Below are 16,915 nucleotides of genomic sequence, written 5' to 3'. Positions count from 1 at the left end.
AGGCGTTCGAACCGGCCGTCCCACCGAATCCCGGCACGGAGTTTCGCTCGGCGACCGACATCCGAGCGGATCTCGCGGTCGCACCTCGCCACGGAATCTCGCCTGGCTACCGGAATCCGAGCGGACGTCGCGGTCGTACCACCCGCGGAGCCTCGCTCGGCGGTCCCGGAGGTCGCCGCCCCCGCCGCGACGATACGCCCAATAGCCCCACCATCCTATCCGACGGCATGATCAGCAACCTCGCGCAGGGAACGACCGCGTTCACGAGCAACGCGTTCCTCGTCGGCGGCGAACGGACCGTACTCGTCGACACCGGCGCCAATTTCGACGTCGTCTCCGGCCTTCGCGACCGGGTCGACCGGCTGGACGCGGTCGTCCTCACGCACACGCACCCCGACCACGTCGGGAACCTGCCCGCCGTGACCGACGCGTTCGACGTCGACGTCTGGGGCTACGACCGCTCGTTCGACGGTGTCGATCGGTCGATCGCCGACGAAGAGCGGGTCCGCCTCGGCGACCACGAGTACGTCGCCCTCCACACGCCGGGTCACAAGGACGATCACCTCTGCTTCTACGCGGACGAACCCGAGATTCTCTTCGCCGGCGATCTCGTCTTCCAGAACGGGGGCTTCGGACGAACGGACCTCCCGGAGGGCGATCGCGAGACGCTCGTCCGGAGCATCGACCGGGTCCTGGATCGAATCGAGCCGTCGCTCTCGGCGCTACACGTCGGCCACGGACCCAGCGTGACGAACGAGCCCTACGATCACGTCGAACTCGCCGGGCGGATGGCCCGACAGTTCTGAGGGGATCGCCCGCGAGACGAGGACGGTCAGGACTCGCGGCCGTAGTAGCCCGGTTCGTCCTCCGACCGGGGCTCCGCGACGACCAGATAGTCGGCGTTGTTCATGATCCAGGGGATCGCCCAGTCGAGCAGGATGTCCTCGGTCTCGCGATCGAGTTCGGCCTCCGGCTCCAGCCCTTGCAGGAGGCGCGCGATCTCGTAGACCGTGTACATGCGATCGGCCTCGAGCAGTTCCTCCGGCGTGTAGAAGTCACAGGGGTGAAGCTGGTCGAACTCGGATTTCGGAATCGGCATGGCGGACAGTACGGTCCCCGGGCCTTACTATCCCACCGATCCCGCGACGGAGGCGACTCCGCGGACCGGTCTCGGTACTGTAGACCGATCCGACCGGACCGAACGATACTGTAGACCGATCCGACCGGACCGGATTTCACACCAGCGCGTTCGCGAGCGCCTCGATCGGGTGCAGCGGTCGACCCTCGGCCAGCAGGTCGCCGACCTGCGTTCGACAGGACGCGCCGGGCGCGACGGTGACCGCCCCGTCGCTCGCCTCGATCTCGTCGCGGAGTAACCGCCCGATCGCCAGCGAGAGTTCGTGGTGTTCGGCCTCGTACCCGAAGCTTCCCGCCATCCCGCAACAGCCCGAATCGAGCGGGTCGACGGCGTAGCCCGCACGGCGAAGGACGCCGACGGCGTGGTGGTCGGCGCCGCGAGCTTTCTCGTGGCAGTGACCGTGGTAGGTCAGGCGCACGTCGGGCGGATCGACGACGAGTCCGTCGTCGAGGCGGTGTCGGTCGAGGTACTCGCAGACGCCGAAGGCCGCCCGGGCGAGCTCGCCTTCCCCCGGGTGGGACGGCAGCGAGGCGTACTCGTCGACGACCATCGACGCGTCCGAGGGTTCGAGGAAGAGGACGGACCGGCCGGCGTCGAGATCCGCGGCGAGTTCGTCGAGGAGTGCGCGCTTGCGCTCCGTCGCACGGTCGAGCATCCCCTGGGAGTATGCGGCCCGGCCGGTCGGTCCCAGGTCCGGAACGCGGACGGCGAGGCCCGCCGCTTCCAGCACGTCGATCGCCGCCTCGCCCACGTCCGGATGGCAGTAGTTCGTGAACGTGTCGGGATAGAGGACGACCCGGTCGACCGGCGTCGCGGAACGAACCCGCGGCTCCCGCCCGGACGTCCGGTCCACCAGCGACTCGCCCGCGAACGGGGGGAGCGTCCGATTTCGAGCGATCCACACCGTCCGCTCGAGCAGCGACCTCGCCCCGGGCAGCGCCGTCGCTCGGTTCGCCGCGGGCGCGGTCGCGCTCCCCAGCGCCGCGAGACGATCGACGTTCGCGAACAGTCGCTCCCGAAGCGAGACGCCCGCTCGGTCGTGGTACTGGTGTTTCACCTCGGCCTTGAGCTTCGCGAGGTCGACGCCGGTGGGACAGTCGCTCTGGCACCCCTTGCAGCCGATACAGAGATCGAGCACCTCGCGCTGGAACCGATCGGCGTACAGCTCGTCGGGCTCGAGGTCGCCGGCGATCGCCGCCCGCAACAGGTTGGCCCGGCCGCGGGTCGTCGCGACCTCTTCAGCGGTAGCGCGGTAAGTCGGGCACATGACGTCGCTCCCCCGCTGCCGACAGGTCCCACAGCCGTTACAGAGTTCGACGAGGTGCGAGAAACCCCCGTCCGGCTCGAAATCCAGCGTCGTGCGCGGCTCGAGCGAGTAGTAATCGGGACCGTACCGGAGGTCCGCTCGCATGTCCGCCCCCGGGATCGAGCGGCCGTCCTGGTCCGAGCCGTCGGCCTCGCGATAGACGACCTTCCCGGGGTTCATCCGCCAGTCGGGGTCGAACGCCGTCTTGAGTTCCCGGAACGCGTCCCACAGTCGCGGGCCGTAGAGTTTGGGATTGAACTCGGTCCGGGCCAGGCCGTCGCCGTGCTCGCCCGAGAACGCCCCGCCGTGTTCGAGCACGAGGTCCGTGACGTCCTCCGCGATCGAGCGCATCGTTTCGACGCCGTCCGCTCTCTTGAGGTTCAGGATCGGCCTGATGTGCAGCGTCCCGACGCCCGCGTGGGCGAAGTAGGCGGCCTCCGTCCCGTGGGCCTCGAGGATCTCGCGGAACCCGGCGACGTAGTCGGCGAGTTCCTCGGGGGGCACCGACGCGTCCTCGACGAACGGGTACGGCTTCGGGTCGCCCTCCAGACCCATCAACAGCGGGATGGCCGCCTTGCGGAGCTTCCAGAGTCGTTCCTGGTCCGCGTCCGCGAACGCCGCGACGGCCTCGAAGGCGCGGCCGGATGCGACGAGTCGATCCCGCGCCGCCCCGACGGCCCCGGCGAGGTCGTCGTGAACCTCCGAGTCGAACTCGACCAGCAACGCCGCGGCGGTGCCGTCGGGGATGGCCGCCGCGTACTCGGCGTACTCGGGGGAGTCGGCCGCGAGTTCGAACACCGTCTCGTCCATCAGTTCGACGGCGCTCGCATCGCCGGCGAGGGCCTCCGGAACCGCGCCCATCGCGTCGAGGAGGTCGTCGTAGCAGGCGACGAGCAGGGCCGCCTCCTCCGGCCGGGTCACCAGCGTCAGCGTCGCCTCCGTGACGACGCCCAGCGTCCCCTCGGCGCCGACGAGGAGTTTGGAGAGGTTGATCACCCGGTCACCCGAGCCGTCGGTTCGGATCACCTTCTGGAGGTTGTAGCCGCTCACGCAGCGCTTCAGCGTCGGATAGCGCGCGTCGATCTCCTCGGCGTTGTCCTCGACAAGCGCCCGGACGGTCCGGTACAGCTCGGCTTCGCGATCGGCTTTCGAGACGATCCGCTCCCACTCCGGTCCGTCGAGGACGACGTCGCGGGTGCGGATCACCGACCCGTCGGCGAGGACGACCTCGCACTCCTCGACGTAGGCGTCGGTGATTCCGTACCTGACCGAGTGGGCGCCCGTCGAGTTGTTCCCGATGCCGCCGCCGATCGTCGCCCGGTTCGAAGAGGCCGGATCGGGCGCGAACTTGAGGCCGTGGGGGGCGAGCGCGTCGTCGAGGTCGTCCTGGACGACGCCGGGCTGGACCCGCGCCCGTCGCTCGTCGGGGTCGATCTCGAGGATCTCGTCTACGTGACGCGACAGGTCGAGGACGACGCAGCCGGGACCGACGGCCTGCCCGGCGAGGGACGATCCGGCTCCGCGCGGCAGAATCGGAACGTCGTGATCGGCGGCGACTCGCACGGCTGCACGGACGTCCGAGACGTCGCGGGGAAAGACGACGCCGGCGGGTTCGGCCCCGTAGATGCTCCCGTCCGTCGCGTACAGGACGCGACAGTACTCGTCGAAGCGGACGTCGCCGCGGCACGTCTGCGCGAGGTCCCTCGCCAGCGGACGATGCTCCGCGACCGCGTGCCCAGGGTCCTGGGCGTCCGGCGGTCCGGCCCCGGAACCGCCCGGTTCGTCGGCGGCCATGACTCACACCCATCGGCCAGGGTGAAAAGTCCACCCGCTCTTCGGTCGGGCGGTCCCGTCGATCGGGCGGTCCCGTCGATCGGGCGGTCCCGTCGGTCAGGCGGTCCCGTCGGTCGGACGGTTTCGTCGGTCGGACGGTTTCGTCGGTCGGCGGGCCGTCGGGCTGGACGGCGGACCGTGGGGCTGGACTGCGGACCGTGGGACTGGACGGCGGGAACGGTCGGTTCCCCTTCGGTCGTGAGCCGGCGTCCGTACCCGTTGCTGACCGTTCGACGCTCGAAAAATTCGGGTTCGGTGGGTCGCTATCCTACTCGAAGTGGTCGATGCACTTCTGGTACTCTTCGGCGACCGAGTCCCAGTTGACGACGTCGAAGAAGTTCTCGACGAAGTCGCCGCGATCGGGCCCGTAGTCGTGGTAGTAGGAGTGCTCCCAGACGTCGAGCGCCAGGATCGGGTGGGCGCCCCACAGCGCGTGCAGGTCGTGCTTGTCGACGACCAGGTTGCGCAGTTGCTTCGCGACCGGGTCGTAGACGAGCAGCGCCCAGCCGCCCGCGGCACCCGCGGCGGCCTGGAATTCGCCCTTCCAGGCCTCGTAAGAGCCGAAGTCCTGCTCGATCCGGTCGGCGAGCTCGCCCTCCGGTTCGCCGCCGCCGTTGGGCGACATGTTCTCCCAGAACAGCGTGTGCAGGTAGTGGCCACAGCCGTTGTGGGTGACGTTCTTCATCGCCCCGGGCGAGCCGCCGAAGTCGCCGGATTCGCGGTTCTCCGCCAACGTCTCTTCGGCCGAGTTGAGGCCGTTGACGTAGCCCTGATGGTGCGTGTCGTGATGCCAGGTGACGACCTGTTCGGAGATCGCCGGTTCGAGCGCGTCGTAGTCGTACGGAAGTGGTGGAAGTTCGTGATCGGTCATGGTGGACACCCTGAGTCGAGTTCGTTCGCTCGGCAGTTAACTATTGAGGAGTGAAACGATAACACGGCACAAAATGCCGCGTCCGCCGAGCGGTCGGCGGCGACTCACTCCTCCGTCCGAACACTCTACGGACGGCGTGTTAACGGTTTCTCCGGCGGCGACCCGTACGACCCCCGCGGGAGCCGTCTGCGGGCCCGAAAATCGGTTACCGTTCCTTGTAGCGGGCGTGTTCCAGCCACTCGTCCAGCGACGGTTGTCGCCGGTATCTGACCGTCTCGCTTCGCCCGTCGTACTCGAGCGCCCCGACCGCAACCAGTTTGGGCAGGTGGGCGTGCCGGAACGTCGTCGACAGCGACCGACGACGACCGAATTCGCCGTTTCCGTCGGACTCATCTACCCGATCGACCTCGAGCGCCAGCACGTGATCAACGACCTCCTCGACCGTCGCCACGCCGTCGGGACGGTCGCGCAAGTAGTACAGCGCGTACCGCCGCTCTCTGACCGAGAGTACCTCGAAGATCAGGTCGAGCGACGGCGCCTCCGCCGACGAAACTCTCGCGCTGGCGCCTTCCGGATCAGGCATCGACGTACCACCTATCGGATGTTACCATCACAAACCACCGATGAAGTCTTCAGGGGCTTCCGCATTAGTTGTTACGTCTCCTCCGGAGTCCTGCGGGCGGCATGCCGATCGGCTATCGGGGCCTGCGACCGGCTTGACAAGGGGGTCGACGGCGCTCGGACGGGCGATCGGTCGACGGCGCTCGGATGGACGGGTCGGCTGCCGTTCCGGGTCGGCGACGTTCGAACGGACGATCGGTCGACGGTCGGTGCCGTGCGAGTCGGCAGCCGGTCGCGGTCAGCGTCACGAGGAGCGCCTGTGGGCGGAACAGAACGAAAGTTGCACTCGCCGTGGGACGAACCGGCCCAAAACGGCTCCCCAGCGTACCGACGTCGAACGGTTACTCGTAGAGCCACCCGGCGTCGTGCTGGTCGTACTCGACCAGCTCGTCCTCGTCGAAGTGGATCGCGATTTCGCGCTCGTTCGCGCCCTCGTCCTCGTGGTCGGCGGCGTGAACGACGTTTCGACCCAGGTCGAGCGCGTAGTCGCCCCGAATCGTGCCCGGGGCGGCCTCGAGCGGGTCGGTCGCGCCGATCATCTGTCGAACCTGTCGCGTCGCGTCCTGACCCTCCCAGACCATCGGGACGACGGGACCGGACGTGATGAAGCCGACGAGATCGTCGTAGAACGGCTTGTCCTCGTGCTCTGCGTAGTGCTCTTCGGCGCGCTCGCGGGGCATGTTGACCACCTTGATCCCGACGAGCTTCAGACCGCGGGCTTCGAGTCGGGAGATGACCTCGCCGACCAGCCCGCGCGCGAAGGCGTCGGGTTTGACCATCACGAAGGTGCGCTCGTGCTCGCTCATGCTTGCTCCTCCGCGGCCTCGCCGTCGTCGGTCGCGGCCTCCGCGTTCTCGTCGGCTTCGGCGTCGTCGGTCGCGGCCTCCGCGCCCTCATCGGCTTCGGCGGGCGTTTCGTCCTCGTCGGACGCCTCGACGTCGTCGGCCGGCGCGTCCTCCTCGTCGCCGGTGCCGTCGTCCGCGCCCGTCGACGCGGCCTCGTCACCGTCCGCCGACTCGGGTTCGGTCTCGGCGTCCTCGTGGACCTCGTCCTGCGGTTCGGTCTCCGCCTCGACGCGGTCCGTCGTGGCCGGTTCCTCGTCCGACGCCTCGTCGGCGACGTCCGTCTCGGCTTCCAGGTCCTCGTCCGGCTCGTCGGCGACCTGCTCCTCCGGGTCGGCCGCCTCCGCGGCGGGCGTCTCCGCCTGGGCCGGGCCCTTGCCGCGGCGACCCTCCTCGGTCCACTCGAGGTCGCGGGGCTCGCGGCCGAGGAAGTAGTTCTTCTCCGCCTTCGAGTCGACGAAGTGGAGCACGGTGCCGTCGTTGCGGACGTACATGATGCCCGTCCCGGGCTCGATCTCCTCGCCGGTGTAGTCGCAGGTGCGTTTCTCGACCATTATTGGCCTCCGATCGAATCGGCCTCGCGCGCGGTCTCGCGGAGCTGGAGGACGTCCCCCTCGCGGACCGGCCCGAGGCAGTTGCGCGTGATGATTCGACCCTGATTCTCGCCCTCCTTGATCCGGCACTTGACCTGCATGGCCTCGCCGTGCATGCCGGTCTTGCCGACGATCTCGATGACTTCTGCGGGCGTCGAGCCGCCCACTCCCTCTTCAGCGCTCATCTCGTCTCACCTCAGGCGAGGTCCTCGATCTTGCCGGCGATGTCCTCGACGTCGCCGGAGGCCTCCCCCGCGTCGACGACGGCCGCCGCCGCCGAGCCGACCTCGAGGCCGGCCGCGTGGCCGACGTCGTCCTGGGTCTCGACGAAGACGACGGGGATGCCCTTCTCGTCGGCGAGCTCCGGGATGTGCATGACGATTTCCTCGGGGCTCACGTCCTCGGCGACGTAGACGAGGTCGGCGTTACCGCGCTCGATCGCCTTGGTGGTTTCGTTCGTTCCTTTCTTTACGCGACCGGTGTCTCGAGCGACCTCGAGGGCCTCGAGGGCGTCCTCTTGGAGGTCGGCCGGGACGTCGATTGTGACGTAGACTGACATTGATCGTTCACCTCTCCCACGCGCGGGCTCGCGCTCCCCTGCCGTCCGGGACCCGAACGTCCCGTGCCGACCGCGACGGGTCGGCGGAGATCCTGTGCGGCTAGGAGCATCATCAACCCCGCGTAGGGTGTACTCACGACTTGCCCTGCCCCCCATAAAAGCGTGTCCAAACGGTCGCCGGGTGCGACGGGTACGCACATCCGGGTTTCGGACGGTTTTCGCGAACGGAACCGTTCGCCGTCTCGACGGGTCGGCGTGACGCTCGACGCCGGGCTGATCCGCCGTCCGGGCCGGAACACCGCCCCGGCGCCGAGTCCGAAACCGGCGAAACCGGCACCGAGACGGGCGAAATCGGAACCGAGACGGGCGAAACCGCATCAAGATCGGACGAGCAGCTTCGACAACGGCCGACCGCGTCCAGAACGGCTGACCGCGTTCAGAACGGGCGAAACGGCGTCCAGAACGGCCGATCGCGGGACCGCAAACGGAGGAACCGATGCCGGAGCGCAGGAGTTACCGCGATGCCGTTCGAACGGCCGACCATGGATCCGGTCGCGGTCGCCCAGACGCTCCGGGAAGAGGCGCGCGCGGTCGACGAACGGCGACTGCTGGTTCTCGCGGGCGATCGGGAGCGCGCGTACCCGATTCTCGAGGAGGTCCTCGACGCCCTGGACGCACCGATCACCGGAACGACGCTCGTCGGTCCCGAGGATCGATTGCGGTGCGAACGGGTCCCGCAGCCGAACGCCGATCGACTCCTCGGGACCACCCGGAAGGTCGTGATCCTCGACGCCCACGACGAGTTCCGGCCGAACGCGCTCGGGAGCATCGTCGGGACCGTCGACGGCGGCGGTCTCCTGATCCTGCTGACGCCGCCGCTCGACGAGTGGCCGAAACGCCGGGACGCCTTCGACGAGCGCCTCGCCGCGCCGCCGTACGAGATCGACGCCGTGACCGGCCGGTTCCGCGATCGACTGGTCGAGACGCTCCGCACCCACCCGGGGATCGCCATCCTCGACGTGGACGAGGGGCGAGTCGTCCGGAACGGCCTCGCCCACCCGGCGCCCCGGCTCGAGCGTTCCGATCGCCCGTCGGAGTCGCCGGGGGACGGCGTCTTCCCGCCGGCGGCCCGCGAAGCCTGCCTGACGCGCGATCAACTCGGGGCGCTCAGGGCGTTCGAAGCCCTCGCCGCCACCGGCTCGGAACCGAGGGCGGTCGTTCTGGAGGCCGACCGCGGACGGGGCAAGTCGAGCGCGGCCGGACTCGCCGCCGGGTCGCTCGCCGCGGCCGGGCGCGACGTCGTCGTCACGGCGGCCGCGTTCGACAACGCCGCCGAGGCGTTCGCCAGAGCGCGCGAGCTGCTCGACGCGCTCGAGGCGCTCGACGACGAGGCGTCCGTCGAAGACGTGCTTCGAGCGCGCTCGGGCGGTCGCGTCCGCTTCGAGCCGGCGGCGGACGTCGACGACTGGATCGGCGATCCGGACGTCGCGATCGTCGACGAGGCGGCCTCGCTCCCCGTCTCGCTGCTCGAGGCGACCCTCGCGACCGACCGCGTCGCCTACGCCACGACGGTCCACGGCTACGAGGGCGCGGGTCGAGGCTTCTCCGTCCGGTTCAGGGACCGACTGGCGGAGGCCGACCACGACGTCACCGCGTACGCGATGGCCGAGCCGATCCGCTACGCCGCGGGCGACCCGATCGAAACCTGGGCCTTCCGGGCGCTCCTCCTCGACGCGCGGCCGCCCGCGGAGCCCCTGATCGAGGACGCGAGGCCGGAGACCGTCGCGTATCGGGCGCTCGACCCGGACGAGCTCCGCGCGGACGAGCACCGCCTCCGGGAGGCGTTCGGGTTGCTCGTACTCGCCCATTACCGGACGGAGCCGGACGACCTCGCGCGCCTGCTCGACGCGCCCAACCTCGAAGCGCGAGCCCTGCTCCACGACGGGCACGTCGCGAGCGTCGCGCTTCTCGCGCGCGAGGGCGGCCTCGACGCCGAGACCCGCGCCGAGATGTACGAGGGCGGGCGTATTCGGGGAAACATGATTCCCGACGTGCTGACGAGTCAACTCCGGGACGAGGCCGCCGGGAAGCCGGTCGGCTACCGGATCGTTCGCATCGCCACCCACCACGCCGTGCGCTCCAGGGGGCTCGGCTCGCACCTCCTCGAGCGGATCCGCGAGGAGTTCGCGCCCGCCGTCGACTGGCTCGGCTCGGGCTTCGGCGCGACCCCGGAACTGCTCGAGTTCTGGCGCGAGAACGGGTACGGTGCCGTCCACGCCTCGACGACGCGCAACGACCGCAGCGGCGAATACTCCGCGATCGTCCTGTCGCCGACGAGCGAGGCCGGAAGCGCGCTCCGCGATCGGCACGCCCGGTGGTTCGCCCGGCGGATCCCCGCCGTCGCGGGCGACGCGCTGTCGGACGTAGACCCGGACGTCGCCCGGGCGCTGCTCCGCACGGTTGCGGCGGACGATTCGGTGGAGGACCCCGTGGCGCCAGCGCTCGACCTCACCGACCACGAGTGGCGCCTCGTCGCGGGCGCCGCGTACGGGCCGGGGCTGTTCGACGTCGACCCCGGCCCGTTCCGGCCGCCGATCGTCCGGTACTTCCTGGACGGTCCCGCGGACGTCGGGCTGACGGCCCGGGAAGAGCGGCTGCTCGTCCGTCGCGCGCTCCAGGCCCAGCCCTGGCCCGCGGTCGCCGACGAACTCGGCTACCACTCCCCGGGCCAGTGCATGCGCTCGTTCGGGGACGCCCTGGTGGCGCTGGTCGATCGCTACGGCGACGAGGCGGCCCGCGCGGTGCGCGACCGGTTCGCGGAGGGGTGACGGGGAGACGCGTCGGCGGTCCCGAAGTCGCTCAAGCCACGAGCCGACGCACGACGGCGTTCGGGAGGAGATCCAGCGCCCAGGCGACCAGCCGCCAGCGGCGGGTCACGTAGACGTGACCTCGCTCCGCCGCTATCGCGCGGGCGATCTGGGCGGCCGCGGTCTCCGGAGAGCTCTGCCAGAAACCGCCCATCGAGAGCTCCGTGTCGACGTAGCCGGGTTCGACGGTCGTGATCGCCACGTCGGCGTCGGCACCGCGCTGACGCGCTTTGAGCGCCTCGAGATAGTTCGAGACGAACGCCTTGGAGGCGCTGTAGGCCTGCAAGCCGCCGACGCCGACGTGGCCGGCGACCGACGAGATGCCGACCAGGTGGCCGTCGCGAGCGGCGCTGGCGTCATCGCGCTCCTCGAAGTAGCTCATCGCCGCCGTCGCCAGCGCGACGAAGCCCCGGACGTTGACGTCGATCGTCTCCCGCTCGGGTTCCCACTCGAGCCCGTAGTTGACGTGGGCCGTCCCGGCACAGAGGACGACGACGTCCACCCCGGGCATGGCGTCCGCGAGTTCGACGAATCCCTCGCGAGCGTCCTCGACGTCGGCGACGTCCATCGTCGCGACGTAGGACTTCGTCGGCAGCTCCGCGCCGATCTCGCGCATCCGCTCGGTCCGCCGGGCCGCCAGTCCGACCTCGTAGCCTCGGTCGGCCAGCTCCCGGACCAGCGCCTCGCCGATCCCGGACGACGCGCCGACGACGATCGCTCCTCGGGTCATGACCCGCACATTCGAGCGAGGGGACATAATCGGGACGGTCGGAGCGAGACCCTGCCGCCGTCGAGAATCGGCTGGCCCCGCACCCGACCACCGTTCGCGGGACGCCATCGCTAAGGCGGTGCGCGCCGTCGATCGATCCGTGGTCGACGTCCTCACCGTCGTCGCGATCGGGTTGTTGGTGGCCGGCGTCCTCGGGACGCTGGTTCCGCTCGTCCCGGGCGGGCTCCTCTCGCTGTCGGGCGTCTACCTCTACTGGTGGCACGCCGATTTCGCCGAACCCGGACTCCTCGCGCTGATCGTTCTCACGCTGCTCGGGGGTACGACGGTCGTCGTCGAGTTCGCCGCCGGCGCCCTCGCGAGCCGCGCGGGCGGGGCGTCCTGGCGCACCACGGGAATCGCGCTCGTCGTCGGGATCGTCCTGACGTTCGCGGCCGGCCCGCTGGGACTGGTCGCGGGCCTGTTCGGAACGGTGTTCGCCCTCGAGCTCGTCGACGGCGGTCGGCTCGATCGGAGCGCGAGGGCGGCCGCGTACGCGACGCTCGGCGTCCTCGCGTCGACGGCGCTGCAGGTCGCGCTCACGAGCGCGATGTTGCTCGGATTCCTGCTCGCCGTCTTCGTCCTCTGAGCGAGCGTCGGATCCGAGGCGGACCGTCCCGTCCGATCCGACGCGGACAATTCTGACCGATCCGACGCGGACCGTTCCCTCGATCCGGCCCGAACCGTTCACCCCGACCGCAAAGGCTGAACCGTCCCGCGTGCAACGCCCCGGCATGGAGTGTAGCGAGGAGGACTGCGACCGCGCCGCCGTCGTGGAGCTCCACATCCCGTGGGACGAGAACCGGCACGTGTGTGCCGCCCACGGGCGGGTACTCGGCCGGCAGGACGGCGTGGTGGCCGATCCCCGCACGGAGGACGGCGAGGATCTGCTCGGGTGAGACGCGAACCGCCGCGTTCGGGGTCGCCGCTGGGCCCGTTCACTGGTTCGTCGAGACGACCTCGACGACGTCGCGGTGATCGAGGACGGTGGCCGCACCCACCTGCCGGTCCTCGCGACAGTCGATCGCGTGGAGGAAGCCGTCGCCGATGTCGGAGTGGAGGTGGTAGGCGAAGTCCTCGGCCGTCGCGTCCGGCCGAAGGAGGAAACAGTCGCGGAACGGGCCCTTCGACCACGTCCCGGAGGCAGAACCGGGGAAGACCGCCTTCAGTCCGAGGACGTCGAAGACGGCGGCCTCGAGTGCGCGCTGGACGCCGGTGCCGTCGAATTCGTCGAGGAACTCGTGGATCCGATCCAGACCGGCTTCCTGCTCCGCGGGGAGCTCGGCCGTGACGGTGAACCCCGCATCGCCGGGCGTGTACTCGACCGCACCCTGATCCGTCGCGTTCTTCAGAGCCTTCTCGGCGTGGGCCGAAACGGGGACGAACTCCAGGTGGGCGTACTCGGGGTCGGTCGTGATCGCCTCCCAGTTTTCCCGGGCAGCGGCGGTGTCCATCTTGTTCGCCGCGACGACCATCGGCTTCGTTCGCGTGCGTATCTCGCGGGCGAGCGCCTTCCGCTCGTCGGCGTCCCACTCGAGCGGCGCGACCGAAAGGTCGAGCGAGAGGATCACCTGTTTGATCTCGGCCGGGGAAATGGCGAACGCCGAGAGCTGCTCGCCGAGGACGTCCTCGGGATCGACGTCCGACAGGTACTGGTCCTCGTACCGGCGGACGCCCTTCTCGAGGATGTCGAGGTACCACGCGTCGAGCTCGTCTTCCAGGAAGTCGATGTCCCGACGGGGGTCGTGGCCCTCGGTCGGTTCGCCCTCCGGATCCGTCGTCCCGGAGAAGTCGACGACGTGGACGAGGACGTCGGTCTCGTTCAGGTCCGTGAGAAACTGGTTGCCGAGCCCGCGCCCTTCGTGGGCGCCGGGAACCAGCCCCGCGACGTCCACGAGTTTGACGGGGACGAACCGGGTGCCGTCCTCGCAGACGCCCGTCGAGGGCTCGCACGTCTCCTCGAACTCGGGGGCGGCACACCTCGTGCGGACGTAGGCCTCGCCGATGCTCGGGTCGATGGTCGTGAACGGGTAGGCACCCTCCGGGACGTCGTTCATGGTCGCCGCGTTGAAGAACGTCGACTTGCCCACGGAGGGCTTGCCGACCAGACCGATCCGGTAACTCATTGACGGGTAAATCAACCGGATGCCTAAACGGGTTTCTACCCGCGAGCGGCCGTGAGCCGTGGTCGCAAGGATCGAGAGGATCGCGCATCGCGGCCGTGTGCACGCGGTTTCACCAGGAACGACCCGGCAGGATCCGCCGGCGCCGCTCAGGGGTGGGCGTAGTAGACGACCGTCTCCTCGTCCTCGTGTCGATCTCGCGGACTTCGTCCGCTCGATTCTTCCGTGGCGCGTCGCGCCACGCTATCGATTCGGGCGAAGCCCACGCGCTCGAACTGCACCAGCTCGTCGGGCTCCAGGTCGCCGACCTCGGGCTCGGCGCGACCCTCGACGTCCCCCTCCGGCGTCCGCATTCGGACGGGGACGCTCGCTGCCGTCGGCACCCAGTGGATCACGTCGACATTGCCCTCGCGGACGACGTCGATCGTTTCCCCGGTGTACTGGAGCGCATCACGGGTGTACCGGAAACAGCCGAGTCCCTTCAGCCAGACGCGCTCCTCGCGTCCCGGGAGGTCGTCGGTCTCGAGGAGGACGCTCTCGCCGACGGGGATCTCCCGGACGCCGCGATCCTCGTGGTCGGGGTGCAGCGGCGGATTCGCCACCTCGGGCGGCGAGCCGGCGAGGCCGACCTCGACGCCCTCGCGCACGAGGAACCGGCGGTCGGTCTCGTCGTCGACCAGTTCGCGGTTCGCGGCGTAGATCGAGCTCATCGCGAGGTCGACGTTCGACGTGGAGGTGCCGAGTTCGACCATCGCCTCCCGGATCGCCTCGCCGCGGATGCCCCGGCGCTCGAGACTCGCCAGCGTCGGCGCCCGGGGATCGTCCCAGCCGTCGAGCTCGCCCGCGTCGATCAGCTCCTTGATCGAGGAGGTGCTCATCGGCACGTCGTAGGCGTCGATCTGGACGTGACCCCAGTGGATCACCTCGGGGTACTCCCAGTCGAAGTAGTCGTAGACGAACCGCTGGCGCTTCGCGGAGTCCTGGAGGTCGATGCCGCGGATGATGTGGGTGACCCCGACCAGGTGATCGTCGATCCCGGACTGGAAGTCGAGCATCGGCCAGCAGCGGTACTCGCTGGCCTCCTCGCGGGGATGTGGGGTGTCGACCATCCGGAACGCGACCCAGTCGCGCAGCGCGGGGTTCTTGTGCTCGATGTCGGTCTTGACCCGCAGCACCATCTCGCCGCTGTCGTAGCCGCCCCGGACCATCCGCTCGAACTCCGCGCGGACGGACTCGGGGTCGGCGTCGCGGTGCGGGCAGGGTTCGCCCGAATTCTTCATGTCGCTGAACTCCTCGCCCGGACAGGAGCAGGTGTAGGCGCCGCCCAGCTCGATCAGCTCGCAGGCGTGGTCGTAGTAGGTCTCCACGCGGTCGCTGGCCCGGTAGACCGCGTCGGGCTCGAAGCCGAGGTACTCGACGGCGTGGAGAATCTGGTCGTAGGCGTCGAGGTCCGGCCGCTTCGTCTCCGGGTCGGTGTCGTCGAAGCGGACGCAGAACCAGCCGTCGTAGCGCTCCTTGTAGGTGCCGATCACCGCCGGCATCCGGGCGTGACCGACGTGCCACGGGCCGTTGGGATTGGGCGCACAGCGCATCCGGATCTCCTCGTGATCGTCGGCGTTGGGCAGGTCCGGCAGCGGATGCTCCTCGCCCTCGTCTTCGGCTTCGAGCTCGGCGAGCGCCTCGGGCGCCAGCTCGGTCAGGCGCTCGCGGCGCTCTTCGTGGGACCGCTCGTTCACCTCGCCGATCACGCCCCCGATCACGCTTGGGATGTCACCGCCGTGGGGTCGGAACTCCGGGTTCTCGCCCATCAGGGGACCCATGATCGCCCCGACGTCCGCCTCGCCCTCGTGTTTGACCGCGTTGAGGAGCGCGTGCTTTTCGGCCTCCCGCTCGACGCGCTCGCGTAGCTCGTCGTCCATCGATCGGAGATTCGCCCGGCCCGGTCAAAACTTCCGCGATCTTGGACCGCGGGCCACGGGTCGTCCTCCAAGGGCCGCCACCGACGGCGGCTCAGTAACCCCGTTCGACCAGGTAGTCCGCGAGCTGCATCAGGAGGTCGCGCGCCTCGTTGTCGGGAAGGGCGTCGAGGCGCTGCTTGCCGTCTTCGACGAGTTCGCTGGCGGTGTCCCGGGCGTACTCGATGCTGCCGGCCTCCTCGAGGACGCCGACGGCCTCGTCGATCTCGGCCTCGGTCACGTCGTCGACGTGTTCGGTGTCGACGAGCGACCCGACGTCGACGCCCTGCTCGCGAGCGTGGACGGTGATCAGCGTCTGCTTGTTCTCGACGAGGTCGCTGCCGCGCTGCTTGCCGAGCGTCTCGCTCGGGACCGTCAGGTCGAGGACGTCGTCGTGGATCTGGAAGCCCCGGCCGACGTCGAGTCCGTAGCCGTAGAGGGCCTCGACCGTCTCGTCGTCCGCGCCCAACAGCACCGCCGGTAGCGCGGCCGAGGCGGCGTACAGCACGGCCGTCTTCTGCTCGACCATCTCGAGGTACTCGTCCGTGGTAACCTCCTTGCGGTCTTCGAAGCTCACGTCCAGTGACTGTCCCTCGCAGATCTGCGTGCAGGTGTTCGCGAGGACGTCCAGCGCGCGGACGGTCCGTTCGGTCGTCGCGCCCGTACCGAGCATGATCTCGAACGCCTTCGAGTAGAGCGTGTCGCCGGCGAGGATTGCCGTCTCGAGGTCGTACTCGCGGTGGACCGCCGGTACCCCGCGCCGGAGGTCGTCGTCGTCCATGATGTCGTCGTGGATCAGCGTGAACGACTGGATCACCTCGACGCTGACCGCGGCCGACAACACGTCGACCGGCGGCTCGTCGTCGAGCGCCGGGAACGCCCGGTAGTCCGTCGACAGCGGCGCCACGTCCGCGAGCGCCTCCGCCGTCACCAGCAACACCGTCGGCCGCAGCCGCTTGCCGCCGGCGTCGAGCAGGTAGCGCGAGGCCTCGTACAGCCGTTCCGGACGTCGAATCGGCAATTCGTCGGGAATCGCCGCATTGACGCGCTCCCGACGCTCGCCGACCGCCCCCAACACCGCCTCTTCGCGTGCCTCTCGGGACGTCATCTCACTCCACGAGCTGGATGAGGTTGCCGTTGCGCGAGACGTGGACGTCGCGGCCCATCTTGTACCCCTCGCTCTCACAGAGGGACACGTACCCCGACAGCCCCTTCAGGTCCTGGTGGGCGGGGATGACGTGCTGGGGCTGGAGGGCATCGAGCATCTCGTAGTGGCCCTCCTGGTTCAGGTGGCCGGAGACGTGGATGTCGTCGTAAACGCGCGCGCCCTGCATGCCGAGTAGCTTCTCGGCCTGGTAGCGCTGGCCCTCGTTGGTCGGCTCCGGAATGACGCGCGCGGAGAAGACGACCTTGTCGCCGTCGTCGAGCTCGTAGGGCGTCT

16 protein-coding genes and 1 pseudogene are annotated in these 16,915 nt (G+C 69.5%); 4 read left to right on the top strand and 13 right to left on the bottom strand.

Translation table 11 applies throughout. The features are described from left to right. The first annotated feature begins 227 nt into the window (after positions 1–227). Complete coding sequence (locus tag QZT59_RS18565; protein WP_290819367.1) at positions 228–806, top strand: MBL fold metallo-hydrolase; 579 nt, start codon at positions 228–230, stop codon at positions 804–806. A gap of 26 nt (positions 807–832) precedes the next feature. Here the strand turns inward: QZT59_RS18565 and QZT59_RS18560 are convergent, their stop codons facing one another. From QZT59_RS18560 to rpl7ae, 8 genes and pseudogenes are all read right to left on the bottom strand, one after another. Further along, on the bottom strand, positions 833–1,099 hold the full coding sequence (locus tag QZT59_RS18560; protein WP_290819366.1) for a DUF5827 family protein: 267 nt from the start codon (positions 1,097–1,099) through the stop codon (positions 833–835). A 136-nt stretch (positions 1,100–1,235) separates the two neighbouring features. Further along, complete coding sequence (locus QZT59_RS18555) at positions 1,236–4,238, bottom strand: FAD-binding and (Fe-S)-binding domain-containing protein (protein ID WP_290819365.1); 3,003 nt, start codon at positions 4,236–4,238, stop codon at positions 1,236–1,238. 307 nt (positions 4,239–4,545) lie between these two features. Beyond that, positions 4,546–5,148, bottom strand: coding sequence for a superoxide dismutase (sod, locus tag QZT59_RS18550; RefSeq protein WP_290819364.1), 603 nt, complete (start codon positions 5,146–5,148; stop codon positions 4,546–4,548). A gap of 205 nt (positions 5,149–5,353) precedes the next feature. After that, positions 5,354–5,731 carry a hypothetical protein gene (locus QZT59_RS18545; protein WP_290819363.1) on the bottom strand — a complete coding sequence of 126 codons (378 nt, stop codon included), beginning with the start codon at positions 5,729–5,731 and terminating at the stop codon, positions 5,354–5,356. Positions 5,732–6,110: 379 nt separating this feature from the next. Continuing rightward, positions 6,111–6,575, bottom strand: coding sequence for a nucleoside-diphosphate kinase (gene ndk / locus QZT59_RS18540; protein ID WP_290819362.1), 465 nt, complete (start codon positions 6,573–6,575; stop codon positions 6,111–6,113). Between the two features lie 203 nt (positions 6,576–6,778). Then, positions 6,779–7,165: pseudogene (locus tag QZT59_RS18535) on the bottom strand (50S ribosomal protein L24e); the annotation flags it as partial. Then, the gene (locus QZT59_RS18530) at positions 7,165–7,389 is read right to left on the bottom strand and encodes a 30S ribosomal protein S28e (RefSeq protein ID WP_290819361.1); all 225 of its coding nucleotides are present in this window, start codon (positions 7,387–7,389) and stop codon (positions 7,165–7,167) included. The pseudogene QZT59_RS18535 and the gene QZT59_RS18530, both read right to left, overlap by 1 nt. Before the next feature lie 11 nt (positions 7,390–7,400). Continuing rightward, a complete protein-coding gene (gene rpl7ae, locus QZT59_RS18525; RefSeq protein WP_290819360.1) occupies positions 7,401–7,763 on the bottom strand; it encodes a 50S ribosomal protein L7Ae in 363 nt (120 codons plus the stop codon). Positions 7,764–8,305: 542 nt separating this feature from the next. Here rpl7ae and tmcA point away from each other — a divergent pair. Beyond that, a complete protein-coding gene (gene tmcA / locus QZT59_RS18520) occupies positions 8,306–10,591 on the top strand; it encodes a tRNA(Met) cytidine acetyltransferase TmcA (RefSeq protein WP_290819359.1) in 2,286 nt (761 codons plus the stop codon). 31 nt (positions 10,592–10,622) lie between these two features. On the opposite strand, the gene QZT59_RS18515 is transcribed toward tmcA, so the two are convergent. Further along, a complete protein-coding gene (locus QZT59_RS18515) occupies positions 10,623–11,360 on the bottom strand; it encodes an SDR family NAD(P)-dependent oxidoreductase (RefSeq protein WP_290819358.1) in 738 nt (245 codons plus the stop codon). 139 nt (positions 11,361–11,499) lie between these two features. Between QZT59_RS18515 and QZT59_RS18510 the strand changes: the two genes are divergently transcribed. Next, positions 11,500–11,985, top strand: a complete 486-nt coding sequence (locus tag QZT59_RS18510; RefSeq protein ID WP_290819357.1) for a DUF456 domain-containing protein — start codon at positions 11,500–11,502, stop codon at positions 11,983–11,985. 145 nt (positions 11,986–12,130) lie between these two features. Then, on the top strand, positions 12,131–12,295 hold the full coding sequence (locus QZT59_RS18505; RefSeq protein ID WP_290819356.1) for a hypothetical protein: 165 nt from the start codon (positions 12,131–12,133) through the stop codon (positions 12,293–12,295). A 39-nt stretch (positions 12,296–12,334) separates the two neighbouring features. On the opposite strand, the gene QZT59_RS18500 is transcribed toward QZT59_RS18505, so the two are convergent. The 4 genes from QZT59_RS18500 to QZT59_RS18485 all read right to left on the bottom strand — a co-directional run. Then, positions 12,335–13,522 carry a redox-regulated ATPase YchF gene (locus tag QZT59_RS18500; protein WP_290819355.1) on the bottom strand — a complete coding sequence of 396 codons (1,188 nt, stop codon included), beginning with the start codon at positions 13,520–13,522 and terminating at the stop codon, positions 12,335–12,337. 146 nt (positions 13,523–13,668) lie between these two features. Continuing rightward, on the bottom strand, positions 13,669–15,438 hold the full coding sequence (locus QZT59_RS18495) for a glutamate--tRNA ligase (RefSeq protein WP_290819354.1): 1,770 nt from the start codon (positions 15,436–15,438) through the stop codon (positions 13,669–13,671). 91 nt (positions 15,439–15,529) lie between these two features. Beyond that, positions 15,530–16,582: a geranylfarnesyl diphosphate synthase gene (gene idsA3, locus QZT59_RS18490; protein ID WP_290819353.1), complete on the bottom strand. Its 1,053-nt coding sequence runs from the start codon at positions 16,580–16,582 to the stop codon at positions 15,530–15,532. A gap of 1 nt (position 16,583) precedes the next feature. After that, a partial coding sequence (locus QZT59_RS18485) for an MBL fold metallo-hydrolase RNA specificity domain-containing protein (protein ID WP_290819352.1) occupies positions 16,584–16,915 on the bottom strand: 332 nt, incomplete at its 5' end.

The sequence above is a fragment of the Halovivax sp. genome, assembly GCA_007119345.1.
Lineage (GTDB): Archaea > Halobacteriota > Halobacteria > Halobacteriales > Natrialbaceae > Halovivax.
The sequence above is the reverse complement of the archived record's forward strand: the minus strand, read 5'-3'. Positions and strand labels throughout refer to the sequence as shown.

What these genes read in the sequence shown, in the direction of transcription:
- idsA3 (WP_290819353.1), bottom strand. Translation starts at nt 16,582, where the DNA reads ATGACGTCCCGAGAGGCACGCGAAGAGGCGGTGTTGGGGGCGGTCGGC.
- QZT59_RS18545 (WP_290819363.1), bottom strand. Translation starts at nt 5,731, where the DNA reads ATGCCTGATCCGGAAGGCGCCAGCGCGAGAGTTTCGTCGGCGGAGGCG.
- tmcA (WP_290819359.1), top strand. Translation starts at nt 8,306, where the DNA reads ATGGATCCGGTCGCGGTCGCCCAGACGCTCCGGGAAGAGGCGCGCGCG.
- QZT59_RS18500 (WP_290819355.1), bottom strand. Translation starts at nt 13,522, where the DNA reads ATGAGTTACCGGATCGGTCTGGTCGGCAAGCCCTCCGTGGGCAAGTCG.
- QZT59_RS18560 (WP_290819366.1), bottom strand. Translation starts at nt 1,099, where the DNA reads ATGCCGATTCCGAAATCCGAGTTCGACCAGCTTCACCCCTGTGACTTC.
- sod (WP_290819364.1), bottom strand. Translation starts at nt 5,148, where the DNA reads ATGACCGATCACGAACTTCCACCACTTCCGTACGACTACGACGCGCTC.
- QZT59_RS18530 (WP_290819361.1), bottom strand. Translation starts at nt 7,389, where the DNA reads ATGAGCGCTGAAGAGGGAGTGGGCGGCTCGACGCCCGCAGAAGTCATC.
- QZT59_RS18565 (WP_290819367.1), top strand. Translation starts at nt 228, where the DNA reads ATGATCAGCAACCTCGCGCAGGGAACGACCGCGTTCACGAGCAACGCG.
- QZT59_RS18495 (WP_290819354.1), bottom strand. Translation starts at nt 15,438, where the DNA reads ATGGACGACGAGCTACGCGAGCGCGTCGAGCGGGAGGCCGAAAAGCAC.
- QZT59_RS18555 (WP_290819365.1), bottom strand. Translation starts at nt 4,238, where the DNA reads ATGGCCGCCGACGAACCGGGCGGTTCCGGGGCCGGACCGCCGGACGCC.
- QZT59_RS18515 (WP_290819358.1), bottom strand. Translation starts at nt 11,360, where the DNA reads ATGACCCGAGGAGCGATCGTCGTCGGCGCGTCGTCCGGGATCGGCGAG.
- ndk (WP_290819362.1), bottom strand. Translation starts at nt 6,575, where the DNA reads ATGAGCGAGCACGAGCGCACCTTCGTGATGGTCAAACCCGACGCCTTC.
- rpl7ae (WP_290819360.1), bottom strand. Translation starts at nt 7,763, where the DNA reads ATGTCAGTCTACGTCACAATCGACGTCCCGGCCGACCTCCAAGAGGAC.
- QZT59_RS18505 (WP_290819356.1), top strand. Translation starts at nt 12,131, where the DNA reads ATGGAGTGTAGCGAGGAGGACTGCGACCGCGCCGCCGTCGTGGAGCTC.